This is a genomic window from Nitrosomonas supralitoralis, from assembly GCF_003011925.2.
GTDB classification, from domain to species: Bacteria; Pseudomonadota; Gammaproteobacteria; order Burkholderiales; family Nitrosomonadaceae; genus Nitrosomonas; species Nitrosomonas supralitoralis.
On record NZ_PXXU01000019.1, the window covers coordinates 13,782 to 28,584 of the forward strand.

At 46.3% G+C, this 14,803-nt stretch carries 15 protein-coding genes; 10 read left to right on the plus strand and 5 right to left on the minus strand.

Features of this window, described 5'->3' with window-relative positions; translation table 11 throughout:
- Nucleotides 1–140: 140 nt before the first annotated feature.
- On the minus strand, nt 141–1,001 hold the full coding sequence (locus C7H79_RS07770; protein WP_106706720.1) for an MBL fold metallo-hydrolase: 861 nt from the start codon (nt 999–1,001) through the stop codon (nt 141–143).
- 153 nt (nt 1,002–1,154) lie between these two features.
- On the opposite strand from C7H79_RS07770, the gene C7H79_RS07775 reads away from it, so the two are divergent.
- The 4 genes from C7H79_RS07775 (at nt 1,155) to C7H79_RS17905 (ending at nt 2,818) form a co-directional block, all read left to right on the plus strand.
- Nucleotides 1,155–1,583 (plus strand): YeeE/YedE family protein, encoded by a 429-nt coding sequence (locus tag C7H79_RS07775; RefSeq protein ID WP_242447200.1) that lies wholly within the window; start codon nt 1,155–1,157, stop codon nt 1,581–1,583.
- 31 nt (nt 1,584–1,614) lie between these two features.
- Nucleotides 1,615–2,031, plus strand: coding sequence for a DUF6691 family protein (locus C7H79_RS07780; protein WP_106706721.1), 417 nt, complete (start codon nt 1,615–1,617; stop codon nt 2,029–2,031).
- A 99-nt stretch (nt 2,032–2,130) separates the two neighbouring features.
- Entirely contained in the window at nt 2,131–2,457 is a 327-nt protein-coding gene (locus tag C7H79_RS07785) for an ArsR/SmtB family transcription factor (protein WP_106706722.1), read from the plus strand.
- A 202-nt stretch (nt 2,458–2,659) separates the two neighbouring features.
- The gene (locus C7H79_RS17905; protein ID WP_172592384.1) at nt 2,660–2,818 is read left to right on the plus strand and encodes a hypothetical protein; all 159 of its coding nucleotides are present in this window, start codon (nt 2,660–2,662) and stop codon (nt 2,816–2,818) included.
- 225 nt (nt 2,819–3,043) lie between these two features.
- Here C7H79_RS17905 and C7H79_RS07790 read toward each other — a convergent pair whose 3' ends face one another.
- Both C7H79_RS07790 and C7H79_RS07795 read right to left on the minus strand, forming a co-directional pair.
- Nucleotides 3,044–4,504, minus strand: a complete 1,461-nt coding sequence (locus C7H79_RS07790) for a catalase (protein WP_106706723.1) — start codon at nt 4,502–4,504, stop codon at nt 3,044–3,046.
- A 180-nt stretch (nt 4,505–4,684) separates the two neighbouring features.
- The gene (locus tag C7H79_RS07795) at nt 4,685–5,197 is read right to left on the minus strand and encodes a protein tyrosine phosphatase family protein (RefSeq protein ID WP_106706724.1); all 513 of its coding nucleotides are present in this window, start codon (nt 5,195–5,197) and stop codon (nt 4,685–4,687) included.
- A gap of 126 nt (nt 5,198–5,323) precedes the next feature.
- Here C7H79_RS07795 and C7H79_RS07800 point away from each other — a divergent pair, with 126 nt between their 5' ends.
- Entirely contained in the window at nt 5,324–8,041 is a 2,718-nt protein-coding gene (locus C7H79_RS07800) for a cation-transporting P-type ATPase (protein WP_106706725.1), read from the plus strand.
- 7 nt (nt 8,042–8,048) lie between these two features.
- Here C7H79_RS07800 and C7H79_RS07805 read toward each other — a convergent pair whose 3' ends face one another.
- Nucleotides 8,049–9,065 carry a sodium:calcium antiporter gene (locus tag C7H79_RS07805; RefSeq protein WP_106706726.1) on the minus strand — a complete coding sequence of 339 codons (1,017 nt, stop codon included), beginning with the start codon at nt 9,063–9,065 and terminating at the stop codon, nt 8,049–8,051.
- A 266-nt stretch (nt 9,066–9,331) separates the two neighbouring features.
- On the opposite strand from C7H79_RS07805, the gene C7H79_RS07810 reads away from it, so the two are divergent.
- Nucleotides 9,332–10,639, plus strand: a complete 1,308-nt coding sequence (locus tag C7H79_RS07810; protein WP_106706727.1) for a M18 family aminopeptidase — start codon at nt 9,332–9,334, stop codon at nt 10,637–10,639.
- Between the two features lie 170 nt (nt 10,640–10,809).
- On the opposite strand, the gene C7H79_RS07815 is transcribed toward C7H79_RS07810, so the two are convergent.
- The gene (locus tag C7H79_RS07815) at nt 10,810–11,646 is read right to left on the minus strand and encodes a thermonuclease family protein (RefSeq protein WP_106706728.1); all 837 of its coding nucleotides are present in this window, start codon (nt 11,644–11,646) and stop codon (nt 10,810–10,812) included.
- A gap of 363 nt (nt 11,647–12,009) precedes the next feature.
- Between C7H79_RS07815 and C7H79_RS07820 the strand changes: the two genes are divergently transcribed.
- The 4 genes from C7H79_RS07820 (at nt 12,010) to C7H79_RS07835 (ending at nt 14,773) form a co-directional block, all read left to right on the plus strand.
- Nucleotides 12,010–12,822, plus strand: a complete 813-nt coding sequence (locus C7H79_RS07820; protein WP_106706729.1) for an ABC transporter ATP-binding protein — start codon at nt 12,010–12,012, stop codon at nt 12,820–12,822.
- A complete protein-coding gene (gene mlaE / locus C7H79_RS07825; protein ID WP_106706730.1) occupies nt 12,815–13,612 on the plus strand; it encodes a lipid asymmetry maintenance ABC transporter permease subunit MlaE in 798 nt (265 codons plus the stop codon). The genes C7H79_RS07820 and mlaE overlap by 8 nt, the downstream gene beginning before the upstream one ends.
- On the plus strand, nt 13,612–14,079 hold the full coding sequence (gene mlaD, locus C7H79_RS07830; RefSeq protein ID WP_106706731.1) for an outer membrane lipid asymmetry maintenance protein MlaD: 468 nt from the start codon (nt 13,612–13,614) through the stop codon (nt 14,077–14,079). The genes mlaE and mlaD overlap by 1 nt, the downstream gene beginning before the upstream one ends.
- A 73-nt stretch (nt 14,080–14,152) precedes the next feature.
- A complete protein-coding gene (locus C7H79_RS07835) occupies nt 14,153–14,773 on the plus strand; it encodes an MlaC/ttg2D family ABC transporter substrate-binding protein (RefSeq protein ID WP_106706732.1) in 621 nt (206 codons plus the stop codon).
- Nucleotides 14,774–14,803: the final 30 nt, after the last annotated feature.

Here is a 14,803-nt window from a genome sequence, read left to right on the forward strand (position 1 = left end):
GCTTATTGGATAGGCGTTTATTACCTTTATGCTTATTTCAGTCTGTAGCAACACCTTCGAAAGATTTTTCAACAGTAAGTTGCAAGAACCAGGGTAAGGTGAGGCTTTCTTTAAATCCGACTTAAATTTAATAGCAAGAATCAAATTAAGTTAATCGGTATTTTGAAATATGCAACACCATTGGATTCGACTGGAGGTAGTTTGCCTGCCCTGATGTTTACCTGTATTGATGGTAGAAGTAAATTAGGCATTTCTAGCGTTGTGTCTCGTTTATTACGCATGTTTACAAATTCGTCTTCGGTGACTCCGGCATGGATGTGAATGTTGTGTGCGCTTTGTTCAGCAACTGTACATTCCCATTTTGCTGGGCGATGAGTGGGCGGATAATCGTGGCACATGAATAGGCGAGTGTCTGGGGCAAAGGCCAGTATTTTTTGAATAGATTTAAACAGCTGACGTGCATCTCCACCAGGGAAATCTGCACGAGCAGTGCCTATATCCGGCATAAAAAGCGTATCACCTACAAAAATCACATCGTTGACTTGATATGCGACATCGGCGGGCGTGTGGCCTGATACTGTGATGACTTTAGTCGTGATTTTGCCGATCTGAAACAACTCACCGTCTGCGAACAGATGGTCAAAATGATGACCATCAGGTATGAATTCATCACCCAAGTTAAAAATCTTTTTGAATGTTTTTTGAACAGCGGGAATATTTTGCCCAATGCCAATTTTCCCCCCCAGCTGATTTCTCAGATAGTCGGCTGAGGACAAGTGATCCGCATGCGCATGTGTTTCGAGAATCCACTGCAACGAAAGATGTTGATCATGAATAAATGCGATTAGCGCGTCGGCCGAGTGAGTGAAGGTATTGCTTGATTTTGGATCATAATCCAAGACTGGATCGATTATGGCGCAACTACCTCCCGCTTCATCAGAAATAACATAACTGATCGTACACGTTACTGGATCAAAGAAAGCTTGTATGGCGGGTTGCATTTTATTCTCCAGAGTGTTTTAAGTGGCATTATTACTGAAAATTTGCAAATAAATATTACTATATTTTAAAGTATATTATACTATAATAGTAGGAAAAACGGTGTTTGGTAGTAGGAAGATCGGCATTATTTTTACAAAGGAGGCAAAGTGTATATTAATTATTTGGATGTAATACCATGGCATGCCATGGTAGGAGGACTCGGTATTGGTTCTGCAGTGGCGATGTTATTGCTGTTTAATGGACGTATCGCTGGTATATCCGGAATTATAGGCGGTTTATTTCGTTTGCAAAGGGGGGATATTAGCTGGCGTATCGCTTTTATTTCAGGATTGGTTTTATCAGTAGTGATGTGGAACTTTTTTTTCGTCTTCCCGGAGATACGGATTGAGACCAGTCATATTATGTTGTTATTAGCCGGCTTACTAGTTGGTTACGGTACAAGATTGGGATCAGGGTGTACGAGTGGCCATGGAGTTTGTGGATTATCGCGAGGATCGCCCCGCTCCTTTACTGCAACAGCAATTTTTATATTGACAGCTGTGGTGACAGTTTATTTGGTAAGACATGTGGTTGCCAATTAGTTTATACATCGCAAGTAATGGAGGTTATCAAATGGTTCTCTTGATGGCATGGGTGTCCGGAATTGTTTTCGGAATGGGGATTATTTTATCTGGCATGGTTAATCCGGCAATTGTATTAGCTTTTCTTGATATAACTGGTCGTTGGGATTCTTCATTGATATGGGTTATGGCCGGCGCGGTGGCCGTGAGCTCTATTGCTTTTGCTATTGCAAAGAAGCGTAAGAAAAATTTTTTAGGAGGATCGATGCAGATACCAAGTGTTACCAAGATTGATGCTCGTTTGATAATGGGAGGGATTGTGTTCGGAGTTGGCTGGGGAATAGCCGGAATTTGGCCTGGACCAGCACTCGTTCTGGTTGGATCCGGTAGTGTGGAAGCTATCATTTTTCTGATTGCAATGTTATTGGGTATGGGTATTTTCGAAGTGAATCAGCAGAAACCTTCATAAGATTACTGACAAGTAGTAGAAAATAAATTAGGATTAATATCCTTGTAGTCATTATTGAATTAAGAAGACTCTAAAAATTACTTTAAGAAATGGTAAAACATGAAAATCGAACCAGTTTTAAACGGTATGACAGCATTACATACATCAGTTTCGGATGCGTGCGCATTGCTGAAAATTCTCGCTAATGAAGATCGATTGCTTATTTTATGCGAACTTAGCCAGGGAACACGGAATGTGGGTGAATTGGAAGAATTGCTGGGTATTCACCAACCCACCTTATCGCAGCAATTAACTGTGCTGCGTGAAGAAAATCTGGTTTCGACAGAACGAAGGGGTAAGTACATTTACTATAGCCTGGCAAGCCCAGAAGCCATTCAAATCATGGAAGCTTTATTTAATCTCTACTGTAAGCCACATTCCACTTAAGACACTGAAAATTTTTCGCAGTGCTGATAGAATTTTTTGCGACGCATTCCTGTAGCAAACGCAAGTCGTAGTTAAGATAGTAAATGACAAGCTAGCAAATGAGTGTGGCATGCCCATTGATATTATTTTACTGGATCACAGGTGGTCGGTGAGTGGTCAAATCAGTCTATGATGACATCACAGCAATTGCTGCGGTTGGTTATTGGTGGCACCCATCGGGATATTGCTGACACAGAAATTGCCTAATGTGCCTTTGACTGTTTTGTTTGCATTGGTTTTGTTTTATGTTGCTGTCAATATGTTGAGAAAAGCCACGCAACCGATGGTTGAAGAAAGGGATGCTGAAGCGACCGCAGTCTGATGCATTCTCTTTCGCTGCTGGAGCACTAACACGCATGTTGATAGGTCGTGGTATTGCCGGTTCTCTTACAGGGTCGAAACTACAATAAGGATTTGCTGTATTTTCTATGGGAATATCGTTGTGGATCAGTGTTAGGAGTCGTCCGCTGTTTTCAATTGAGGATTACGTCAAGCCCCACGCTCTGGAAGGAATACCATAACAGCTCGGTGGGGCACTTGTGCGCGGCTAGGCTGAGCTGCCGTTTACTCCCTTAAATATTTGGTCGCCGATTTCTCTGTCGATGTTACGCCAGTACTCGAATGCACGCTGTAATACGGGCGCGGACACGCCATCCTTAAGGTGTCCAACGACGTTGGACACCAACCGTTGCCGCTGCTCGTCGTTCATTACCTTACGTACCAGGGTGCCGGCCTGGCCGAAATCGTCATCGTCTTTGCGCAGAGTATAGGCAGCGCGGATGAACTCGCCGCCGGCCTCCCAGATGGCTGTTTCTGGATAGCGTGTGCCGTTTGCCTTCGGGCCCCCTTTCGAGTTCGGCGCATACACAGGATCGGACACGTTCTGGACCCGCATCGCACCATCCTTGCTGTAACTGTGAACCGGAACTGTTGGCCGGTTAACCGGGATCTGTTTGTAGTTGACTCCCAGTCGGTGACGGTGAGCGTCGGCGTAGGCGAAGAGGCGGCCGAGCAGCATTTTGTCCGGACTGACACCGATCCCAGGCACGAGGTTGTTGGGTTCGAATGCAGCCTGCTCAATCTCGGTGTGGAAATCGCTCGGGTTCCGGTCCAGCGTCAAACGACCAACCTCGTGCAACGGGTAATCACCGTGTGGCCATACTTTGGTCAGGTCGAAGGGGTTGAACCGGTAGGTCCTGGCTTCGTCGAAGGCCATGATCTGCACCTTCAGAGTCCAACTGGGATAATCGCCTCGCTTGATCGCCTGGAACAGGTCGCGCCGGTGGTAGTCTCCGTCAGTGCCGGCCAGCCGGTCAGCTTCTGTCTGCGTGAGGAAGTCGATGCCCTGGTCGGTCTTGAAGTGGTACTTCACCCAGAAACGCACGCCGTCTCCATTGACCCACATGTAGGTGTGGCTGGAATAGCCGTTCATGTGTCGCCAGGTCTTCGGTATCCCGCGGTCACCCATCAGCCAAGCAACCTGGTGAGCCGACTCGGGCGACAGAGTCCAGAAGTCCCACTGCATGTCGTGGTCGCGCAGGCCGTTGTCCGCACGGCGTTTCTGGGAGCGAATGAAATGCTGAAACTTCATGGGGTCGCGAATAAAGAACACTGGAGTATTGTTTCCCACCATGTCGTAGTTGCCCTCACCGGTATAGAATTTCAATGAGAAGCCGCGCGGGTCACGCCAGGTGTCCGGGCTGCCCTGTTCGCCGGCCACCGTGGAAAACCGGATCAACGTATCTGTTTTCGTACTCGGCTGGAACACTGCGGCCTTCGTGTAGGCGCTGACATCGTGGGTTACCTTGAAGTGTCCGAACGCCCCGCCCCCTTTCGCGTGTGGCTGGCGCTCCGGAATCCGTTCCCGATTGAAATTGGCCATTTGCTCAATAAGGTAGTGGTCTTGCAGCAAAATGGGACCATCGGGCCCCACGGAGAGCGAATGTTCGTCGCTGGAAACAGGAATCCCGGCATCTGTTGTCGTGGGTTTGCGATCATCGTTATTCATCTGAAACCTCCTATGTATGTATGTATGTATGTATGTTTAGTTAGACTTGCCTCCTCACGTTTAACTGATAAAATCATTGCCTTCGCATAGCTTCTTGGTTCTGGTGCTATCACCAACAAAATTGTTATGTTTGTCAGTTTTTCTGAAACTGCATGTCAACCTGAATACCGAATTGATGACTCAGTTGAGCATGATTTCGCGTAACTTTTCCTCAAGTGGTGGGCGTAAACCCAATTTACGGGCCTCTTCAATGGCTGCTTCTGGATCAATTCCTTTGGTAATTCGATAGCTGGCCCACATGGCGCTTGCCCGGTTGCCCGATCCACAGTGAACCAAAGCCGGTTTTTGGGCTGATTCAATAATTTTGGTAAATGCAGCGACTTGTTCTTTAGTGATTCCTGCTACGGTTGTTGGAATGTTGAAATACATCATGCCAGCTTTGTCGACGAGTGCTTTTTCTTCGTCAGTTCCTTCATTTTTAGTGCGTAAGTCAATAATAGTTTTAAAGCCAGTGGCTGCCAATGCTTCCGTGCCGCCCTCGCTGATAAGTCCGGAAATAGCGATTTGTTCTGTAGCGCGACTGTAGTTTTGTACTGGGCCAACCTGATGTCCAAAAGGCACGCGGCCGGAAGCCTGAGTCACGGTAGAGAACAGGATAATCACAAGCGTTACCAGAATGAAAGAATATTTCATAGAAAACCCCATTAGCTATGTTGAAAAGTTAAATACACGCTATTCATTGTAGCTGCACTGGATAATCAAATACAAATTATTCCTGCTATCCTTATTCATCTGCTTCTTGTGTCAAAGGAAAATTTTATGTCGTATGATTCCGATAGGGTTGCTAATGAAACTGCCTTATGGCATAGCTGTTCAGTAGAGAAAGTTCTGAAAGAATTTGCGACAGAGCAGAGTGGTTTGGCTGCAACGGAAGCAAAACTTCGTTTGGAAAAATATGGCGCCAATCGCTTAAAACCACCCAAAACGGAAAGTGTCATTACCCGTTTTTTGCTGCAATTTCATAACGTACTGATTTATATCTTGCTGGGTGCATTTGTGGTGACGGCATTTCTGGGGCACTGGATAGATAGCGGCGTTATTCTTGGTGTAGTGATCATAAATGCCATCATCGGCTTTATTCAGGAAGGCAAGGCGGAAAAAGCACTCAATGCAATCCGGCGCATGTTGTCGCTGAACGCGAATATCTTGCGCGAAGGGCAACGAATGCAGATTCCAGCGCAACAATTGGTACCCGGTGATATTGTATTGCTGCGATCTGGCGACAAGATACCTGCTGATTTGCGGTTGTTCAGTTGTAAAAATTTGCGCATTGAAGAGGCTGCATTAACCGGCGAATCCGAGGCAGTCGAAAAATCCATTCAAGCAGTTGAAGCCATAACGGCGATCGGGGATCGTTTCTGCATGGCTTATTCAGGCACGCTGGTGGTTTATGGTCAAGGAATGGGCGTTGTGGTTGCCACCGGTCAGCATACCGAAATTGGGCGCATTAGTCAGATGATCGCGCAGGTTGATAAGCTGGCTTCACCTTTGTTGCGACAAATGGCAATTTTTGGTCGCTGGCTGACGATTGCAATCCTGGTGCTGGCTGCGAGTATCTTTGGGTATGGATTATTACTGCAGGATTACCCCCTGGATGAGATTTTTATGGCCGCAGTGAGCATGGCTATTGCCGCGATTCCGGAGGGATTGCCCGCTATCATGACGATTACGCTGGCTCTGGGGGTGCAGAATATGGCGCGACGCAACGCTATTGTACGCAGACTGCCCGCAGTTGAAACACTGGGTGCGGTAACCGTCATCTGTACGGATAAGACCGGCACGCTGACGCGTAATGAAATGACCGTGCAGAATGTCATAACTGCTCATGATCAGTTGCGAGTAAGTGGTGTGGGCTATGTGCCTACAGGCGGGTTTAGTCGGGATGGAAAGGAAATCCAGATTACTGATTATGTTGATATGCTGGAATTGTTTCGGGCCGGATTGTTATGTAATGAGGCATCGCTGCATCAACGTGATGACACATGGATAATTCAAGGTGATCCGACCGAAGGCGCACTTATCACCCTGGCAATGAAGGCGGAATTGGATCCAATTTCTGAGCAAAAAACACTACCCCGCGCAGATGTGATCCCTTTTGAATCTGAACATCGTTTCATGGCAACGCTGCATCACGATCATGCCGGACATGGTTTGATTTATGTCAAGGGTGCGCCGGAAGAAGTCTTAGCCATGTGCAGCTATCAACTCAGCCAAGGAGAAGATCATCCGATTCAGCTTGATTTCTGGCGTGCCAAGATAAGCGCAACCAGTAAAACCGGACAGCGAATGCTTGCGATGGCCAGTCGCGTGGTGCAGGCAAAGCAACAAACACTTTCAATCTCCGATGTTGAAGCGGGTTTAACTTTGCTCGGGTTGGTTGGCATTATCGATCCGCCGCGCGAAGAAGCCATTACGGCCGTGCAGCAATGTCATGCGGCTGGCATTCACGTCAAAATGATCACGGGTGATCATTGCATTACCGCCTGTACCATTGGTGCAAAATTAGGGATTGGGGATGGCCAACGCGCGATCACGGGTATTGAGCTGGATGATATGGATGATGTCCAATTGCATCAGGTTGTTGCAGACGTGGATATTTTTGCACGCGCAAATCCGGAACATAAACTGCGGCTGGTGACTGCTTTGCAGAATAACGGTGAAGTTGTCGCGATGACGGGAGATGGTGTGAATGATGCTCCGGCGTTAAAACGTGCCGATATCGGTGTCGCGATGGGGCAAAAGGGCACCGAAGTCGCTAAAGAAGCTGCAGAAATGGTGTTGACAGATGATAACTTCGCTTCGATTGCTCATGCCGTGGAGGAAGGTCGCACAGTCTACGATAATATCCGCAAAACAGTTGTTTATATCATTCCCACCAGTGGCGGCGAAGCTGGCATTCTGATCCTCGCCATCATTCTGGGCATGGCTTTGCCCATCACGCCGGTACAGATTTTGTGGATCAATATGGTGACGACGGTGACGCTGGCGATTTCACTTTCATTCGAACGGCCTGAAAGTGGGGTAATGTCGCGTCCACCGCATGATCCCCATGCATCAATTTTGTCAGGATTTTTAGTATGGCGCATTGTCTTTGTTTCCTTATTAATGATTGCTGGCAGCTTCGCGCTATATTTCTGGGAAATCACGCAAGGTTCCAGTGTTGAATTGAGTCGAACGGTGGTGGTGAATGTACTGGTGATGTGTGAAATCGTCTATTTGTTCAATTGCCGCTATCTGCTGGCTTCCGTTTTTTCACGTCAGGGGCTATTCGGCAATCGCTATGTATTATTGGCGGTCGGTTTGTTGCTGTTAATGCAGTTACTGTTTACCTACTGGTCGGTTATGCAACAATTGTTTGGCACTACTGCTCTGGATGCAGAAGCTTGGGGACGGATCATTGTGATCAGTTTAATTTTATTTTTACTGATTGAATTTGAGAAATTTGTGTTGAGAAGGCGAGGTATTCAGAGTTTATAATGTTGAATTACTCACCGCCATGCAGAAAAAACACATAGGTATTTAGCAGATAGAGAGTAAACAGACTCAGGCTAACCCAGCCAATGCTGATGAATAGACGAGTGCTGGGTCGATAAACCAAGCCAACGATGACGATGCCACTCATAATAACTGCCGATAGGGCGGAAAAAGCATGTAATGGTGAGGTGTAAGTGATGAGTGGGCCTGAAAGATAAATTATATCCTCCAGTGCCAATATAAGAATATTAAACAAGTTACTGCCTAATAGATTGGCGATAGCCATATCCAGTGCACCCATGCGAAATGCAGCGATGCTGACTGCAAGTTCAGGGAGCGAAGTGATGCCGGCAATGAATAGCGTGCCTACAAAGGTATTGTGCCAGCCCATCACTTCAGCCAGTTGAGTACCCACAAACGGTAAATATATCCCGGTCGCGATCACCACCAATGCGGACAGCAAATAACGCCTATAAGCCTGATGCAGAGTCATATTTGGGTAGCGATCCGTGACTTTTTCAACGAATTCCTTTACCCGAGCGCGCTCATGGATATATAGAGCACGCATGGCAACAATGTAGAACAATACGATGGCAGGCGTATAAATTCCAATGTGCGCAATATTGAAACTGGCTTTGTCGACCAGCAATACATTCAATCCTACAAATCCGATCAGTATCACGCCAAATCCTGCGGAAAGAATGTGGCTTGGACTGGCACGACGATACAATGATTCACCGCGCACCAGATAATCCAGTACCACCAGAATAACCAAATTAAAAATGCAACTGCCCAGCAAGCTACCCACTGCAATATTGGGTACGTTGGCCAATGTCAATGCACTGATTCCTGTAATCAGTTCAGGCAATGAAGTTACCGTGGCAAGTAGAATAAGACCAATCCAGCTTCCTGACAAACCGGTCTTATCTGCGATGATGTTGGCGTAACGGCATAACTGAGTCCCTGCCAAGCCGATCAACATGGCACAAAGGCTGAATTCAAGCCAAATCAGCCAAGCGTTAGACATACAGTGTCATACGCGAGAATGAGAATATCTTGGCTTTTAAATCCAGAATTTTTTTGCAATAAGATTTCGCTGTAAGTGTTAGCATTATTGTGTGATTTATTTCTACTGAATATCTTGTCAGGAAAGTTAGAGTAAATAAAAATGAAAAATTATTAACTGTGTCGAATCGAATTATACCGGTACCGAATTAACTAAGTGTCCGCTGTATATTTTTGTCTTTATAAATAAACCTCTATCTATCAAATATAAGCTACAGAATTTAAAAAATGAATGCAAAACAATACGTACAGCATTTGCTGGATTTCATCGATGAAAGCCCGAGTCCCTGGCATGCCGTTGCTTCGGTAGAAGCTGCGATACAGCCATTTCAGTTTGTTAAGCTTGATGAGGCGGTCAAATGGCAGTTGCAGGCAGGCGGTCGATATTACGTGGTGCGCGATGACTCTTCGGTCGTGTTGTTTGTGTTGGGACATAAAGCGCCTGCTGAAGCGGGTTTCAAGATTGTGGGAGCACATACGGATTCACCGGGATTCCGCATCAGACCGAACGCTGCGACCGCGAGCAATGACATTGCCAGGATTGGCGTTGAAATTTACGGCGGACCGATCCTTGCAACATTTACCGACCGTGACTTAAGTTTGGCCGGGCGAGTAAGCTATGTTGATGGTAAAGGAAATCTCTCGCACAAATTAGTGCGATTCGATCAATCATTAGTGCGCTTGCCGAATCTTGCGATTCACTTGAATCGGGGGGTCAATGAAGACGGATTGAAGTTGCATAAGCAAAATGAGCTATTTCTATTGTTCGCGCAATTGACCGCAGATCAATTGCCGCCACAGCCTTATTTTGTCGCATTATTGGCGCAGGCAGCAGAGATAGAAGCTGCACAGATCTTGTCCTGGGATCTGGCCGTTTACGATACGCAAAAGGGCGCATTTTGGGGTGCAAACCAGGAATTTTATGCTAACAGTCAGATTGACAACCTGGCATCTTGCCATGCCGGATTGCAAGCTTTGCTGGACGATGCTGTACTAAACACTTCTGCAAGCACACTGGTTTGCGCCTTTTTCGATCATGAAGAAATCGGCAGTAGAAGCCATATCGGAGCTGCCGGCAGTTTTTTAACCGACATATTGCAGCGAGTCAGTATCGCGACTTCATCGGATCGCGAAGCCATGTCATGCGCGTCTGCGAATAGTTTTTTGATCAGCGCAGATATGGCGCATGCTTATCATCCCAACTTTGCTTCGGCTTATGAAGCTGACCATAGCGTGATTGTCAACCAAGGGCCGGCAATTAAATCCAATGCGAATCGACGCTACAGCTCTGAAAGCATTTCAACCGCGCATTTTATTCGCTGGTGCAAAGAGGCGGACGTCCCTTATCAACGCTACTCGCATCGTAGCGACCTGCCCTGTGGTAGTACGATTGGCCCGATTGCTTCAGCGAATCTCGGCATACGTAGCGTCGATATTGGTTGTCCGATGTGGGCGATGCACAGCATCCGTGAAAGTGCAGGAGTGCAGGATCATGAATATATGATTAAGGTGCTGAAGCGATTCTTCGCTAATTGACTGTGTGGAAGAGTTTTTGACACCGGACGATGCACAGAATCGTAAATAGTTCAGAAGTATGTTGATATTGGGTTAGTTGTGGTGAATGCAGATTTCGTGATGATTAAGTTCAGCCTTTTTAAAAAACCTAGCTTGTAGCGTGACTGGAAGTTTTAAGTTATCGCAGGTGATTATCGTATGATCAATGCGCTGGGATGCTGAATTAACAGGGTGTAGTGATCTTTGTTGCGAGATACCCAGCCTCGAATCTCCATCGACTTTCCAAGATAAGTATTCAATGCAGGGAACAGATTGAGGTTTGTATTCAAGATACGTATATCAATCTTGTCATCAAATATCAGGCGCGTGTATTTTCTGCTTTTCTTAATGGATACGGGGATTCCGGTAAATCGTTGCCAGCCTTTGTTGTGGTTGGCGATTTGCGTGATCGGTTTGGGTTGATAACTCGGCATTGACCAGATGCCGAGTTTTTGTTTTTCAGCCTGCTGCTGCGCTTGAATCAGTTTGTCGCTGTAACGTACATTGGGTGGGATGATACTGACGAAGGCCAGGCCATTTTCCAGTAGTGCCTGGTTAATATGTCTGCCATCGGGCGTAAAAACATGTGCAAGCAGGCGCTTGTACTTATCTCGCTTGGTTTGATCATATTCCAGATAGACTTTGTTTTCCTGTAACTGAGTCTGCAGCCACTTCTTGGCAGCAACGCCGCCGGGCTCTTCCGCACGCAACCTGCTTTCAATTTCAGGAGTGTTGATGCCTAACAAACGAATCTGTTTTTTATCTTCCAATATGATGGTGTCGCCATCGTATACTCTGACAACAGAATGTAAATGATGCCCCGGTTGGCTGATAATATCGAGTTTTTTGGCGCCGGTTGAGGGTACGTCTGAATAGGTTATCCGACCCCGGTCATCGACACTGCGGTAAATTTCGGTTGCGGATAGTGCGGGTGTGACAAGACTGAGAATCAAGTAAGGGATCAGAAAAAATTGCTTGATATCAAGCATGAAACTAACTTGAGCAGCCTAACGTTGGCAGGATGAAACACATAATCATGAGGCTAGAATAATAAATGCTGCAATGAGCCATTGAATATTAACCGGCTTCACGGGCGAAAGAGGTTTTTTGATCATGCGTAAAATCATGCCTAGTATGCGGATTTTCTAAAAAATGCTGATAAAAGAAAAATGCTGAGAAAATAAATATAGCGCAATATTCCAGTGAAAAGTAGATTAAAATTAACACTTATCTAATTTTCCCGATATCTGCTTCATGTTGAGTCATGTGCTTTAACATCTAAATTTTCTAAAACCTTTCAATCATGACAATTTCTGGAATCATTTATTTCATCGACCTGGCTGTGTAGTGGCATGACATCTGAAACTTTGATTGAGGTCAAGGACCTGAATTTTTCCTACGGCACGCGTGCGATTCTGAATGGCATCGATATGACCATGCGGCGCGGTCAGGTCATTGCGGTGATGGGTGGCAGTGGATCGGGCAAAACAACGTTGTTGCGTTTAATCAGTGGCGCCATTCAGCCCACTTCCGGATATGTAAAGTTTGCTGGAGAAGTGGTGCATGAACTGGATCGTGATGCGCTGTTTAAGTTGCGACGTAAAATGGGCATGCTGTTTCAGTTTGGCGCATTGTTTACTGATTTGTCTGTGTTTGACAATGTGGCGTTTCAGATGCGTGAACATACCAATTTGCCGGAATCAATGATTCGTGATCTGGTATTGATGAAGTTGCATGCAGTCGGTTTGCGCGGCGGGCATCAGTTGATGCCCAATGAATTATCCGGTGGAATGGCGCGGCGGGTGGCTTTAGCGCGCTCAATCGCGCTGGATCCCATGTTGATCATGTATGACGAACCATTTACCGGGCTGGATCCCATTTCGCTAAGTGTGATTGGAAATCTGATTCGCAGGCTGACGGATTCTCTCGGCATGACCTCGATTGTGGTGACGCACGATGTGCATGAATCACTAAAGATTGTTGATTATGTTTATTTTATTGCAGATGGTGTGATAGCAGCCGAAGGCACGCCTAAAGAAGTGCACGAATCTGTCGCGCCTTTTGTACATCAATTCATCCATGGCGAAGAGGACGGGCCGGTGCCTTTTCATTATCCTGCTCAAGCCTATCCGAAGGATCTGAATCTGGAGGATAACATTGCCTAGGCGGATCGTATCCGGTATTCAGAATATCGGGCATCGTGTGATTGAAAGTGTCTGGCGGTTGGGTGTTGCCAGTCGTTTTTTTATTCTGGTGTTATTAAAATCCGGTACCAGCTTGCGCCGGTTTAATCTGGTCATGCGGGAACTGTATTTTACCGGTGTCTTGTCGCTGATCATTATCGTGGTATCCGGTTTGTTTGTGGGGATGGTGCTGGGTTTGCAGGGCTACGAGACGCTACAAAAATACGGCTCAGAATCAGCCGTTGGCACGCTGGTGGCACTGTCTTTGGTACGTGAATTGGGTCCGGTCGTGGCAGCGCTATTGTTTGCCAGTCGGGCCGGTTCAGCCATTACTGCAGAAATAGGTTTGATGAAGGCAACTGAGCAATTGGCGGCGATGGGGATGATGGCGGTTGATCCGATTGCTCGTGTAGTTGCTCCGCGGTTCTGGGCTGGCGTGATTTCCATGCCATTCCTGGCGGCGATGTTTTCAGTAATGGGTGTGTTTGGCGGTTATTTGGTTACTGTGTTATTCATCGGCGTGGATGAAGGTTCATACTGGTCGCAAATGCAAAGCGCGGTTGATTTCCGGTTTGATATATTAAACGGATTTATTAAAAGTTGTTTTTTTGGTGTGGCGGTGACTGCCATTGCGGTTTTTGAAGGATATGATGCACCGCCGACGGCAGAAGGCGTATCCGGCGCGACCACGCGCACGGTTGTGACTTCATCATTAGTCATTCTGGGACTTGATTTTATTTTGACCGCTTTTATGTTTAGAGGGGTGAGTTAATGCAGCGGACAACGATGGATTTATGGGTGGGATTGTTTGTGATTATGGGCATTATTGCACTCATGATCCTCAGCCTCAAAGTCGGTAATCTGAATGTTTATAGTCCTTCGCAAAGCTATACGCTGTCCGGAAATTTTGAAAATATCGGCGGCTTGAAAGTTCGTGCGCCGGTTAAAAGTGCAGGGGTCGTGGTTGGGCGTGTAACCAATATTTACTTTAGTACAGAAACTTACGACGCAGTCGTGATAATGAGCATGGATGCCCGATTTCAATTTCCGAAAGACACATTCGCCAGCATTTTGACATCGGGATTGCTGGGGGAGCAGTACATTGGACTGGCTGCAGGGGGCGATGAGGTCATGCTCAAAGATGGTGATAAAATCATGAAAACCAATTCGGCCATGGTGCTTGAGGAATTGATCGGGCGCTTTTTATTTAATAAAGCAGCGGAAGATGATTCTTTTTAATTCAATGGATTGTTAATTTTATTCCGGTTGGTTAGTATTACATTTATACGATTTAAAACTTGGTGAGGTGATGATGAAAAGGTTTCTCGGGTTAATAGTGCTCATGTTCTCTAACTTGCTGGCATTCCCTGCATGGTCAGTGGATCTGGCGCCGGATAGATTAGTGGATAGAACCGTGAAGGAAGTCATTGGGATTATCCAGAAAGATGAAGAGCTGAAAAGTGGCGACAGAGAAAAAATGTTCGATTTGATCGAGACTAAAATTCTGCCGCATTTCAATTTTACGCGCATGACGCAGCTTGCAATGGGGCAGCATTGGTCCAAAGCCCAACCGGAGCAGCAAAACAAGATTGTGAATGAATTCCGTACCTTGCTGGTGCGCACATATTCCAACGCATTGACAAGTTATCATGATGAAACGATAAAAGTAAATCCATTGCCTGCGCTGGGTGATCGTACTGAGACCAAGGTGCGTACCGTAGTGATTCAAGGCAGCGGAAAAGAGCCTGTTCCGATTGATTACAGTATGGAAAAAGAGTCGGATGGCTGGAAAGTCTATGATGTCACAGTAGCTGGCGTGAGTCTGGTGACGAATTATCGCGGATCATTCAACAGTCAGGTTCGTAAGGGGGGCGTGGAAGGGCTTTTGAAAGCCTTGACGGATAAAAACAAATCGCTTGAAGGAAAAAGGTAGTTTGTGGCGGTGAATCGATCAGATTCTTGC

Bases quoted from the DNA above. Each gene is read 5' to 3' on its own strand.
- C7H79_RS07770 (WP_106706720.1), bottom strand. From the start codon at position 1,001: ATGCAACCCGCCATACAAGCTTTCTTTGATCCAGTAACGTGTACGATC.
- C7H79_RS07780 (WP_106706721.1), top strand. From the start codon at position 1,615: ATGGTTCTCTTGATGGCATGGGTGTCCGGAATTGTTTTCGGAATGGGG.
- C7H79_RS07785 (WP_106706722.1), top strand. From the start codon at position 2,131: ATGAAAATCGAACCAGTTTTAAACGGTATGACAGCATTACATACATCA.
- C7H79_RS07790 (WP_106706723.1), bottom strand. From the start codon at position 4,504: ATGAATAACGATGATCGCAAACCCACGACAACAGATGCCGGGATTCCT.
- C7H79_RS07795 (WP_106706724.1), bottom strand. From the start codon at position 5,197: ATGAAATATTCTTTCATTCTGGTAACGCTTGTGATTATCCTGTTCTCT.
- C7H79_RS07800 (WP_106706725.1), top strand. From the start codon at position 5,324: ATGTCGTATGATTCCGATAGGGTTGCTAATGAAACTGCCTTATGGCAT.
- C7H79_RS07805 (WP_106706726.1), bottom strand. From the start codon at position 9,065: ATGTCTAACGCTTGGCTGATTTGGCTTGAATTCAGCCTTTGTGCCATG.
- C7H79_RS07810 (WP_106706727.1), top strand. From the start codon at position 9,332: ATGAATGCAAAACAATACGTACAGCATTTGCTGGATTTCATCGATGAA.
- C7H79_RS07815 (WP_106706728.1), bottom strand. From the start codon at position 11,646: ATGCTTGATATCAAGCAATTTTTTCTGATCCCTTACTTGATTCTCAGT.
- C7H79_RS07820 (WP_106706729.1), top strand. From the start codon at position 12,010: ATGACATCTGAAACTTTGATTGAGGTCAAGGACCTGAATTTTTCCTAC.
- mlaD (WP_106706731.1), top strand. From the start codon at position 13,612: ATGCAGCGGACAACGATGGATTTATGGGTGGGATTGTTTGTGATTATG.
- C7H79_RS07835 (WP_106706732.1), top strand. From the start codon at position 14,153: ATGAAAAGGTTTCTCGGGTTAATAGTGCTCATGTTCTCTAACTTGCTG.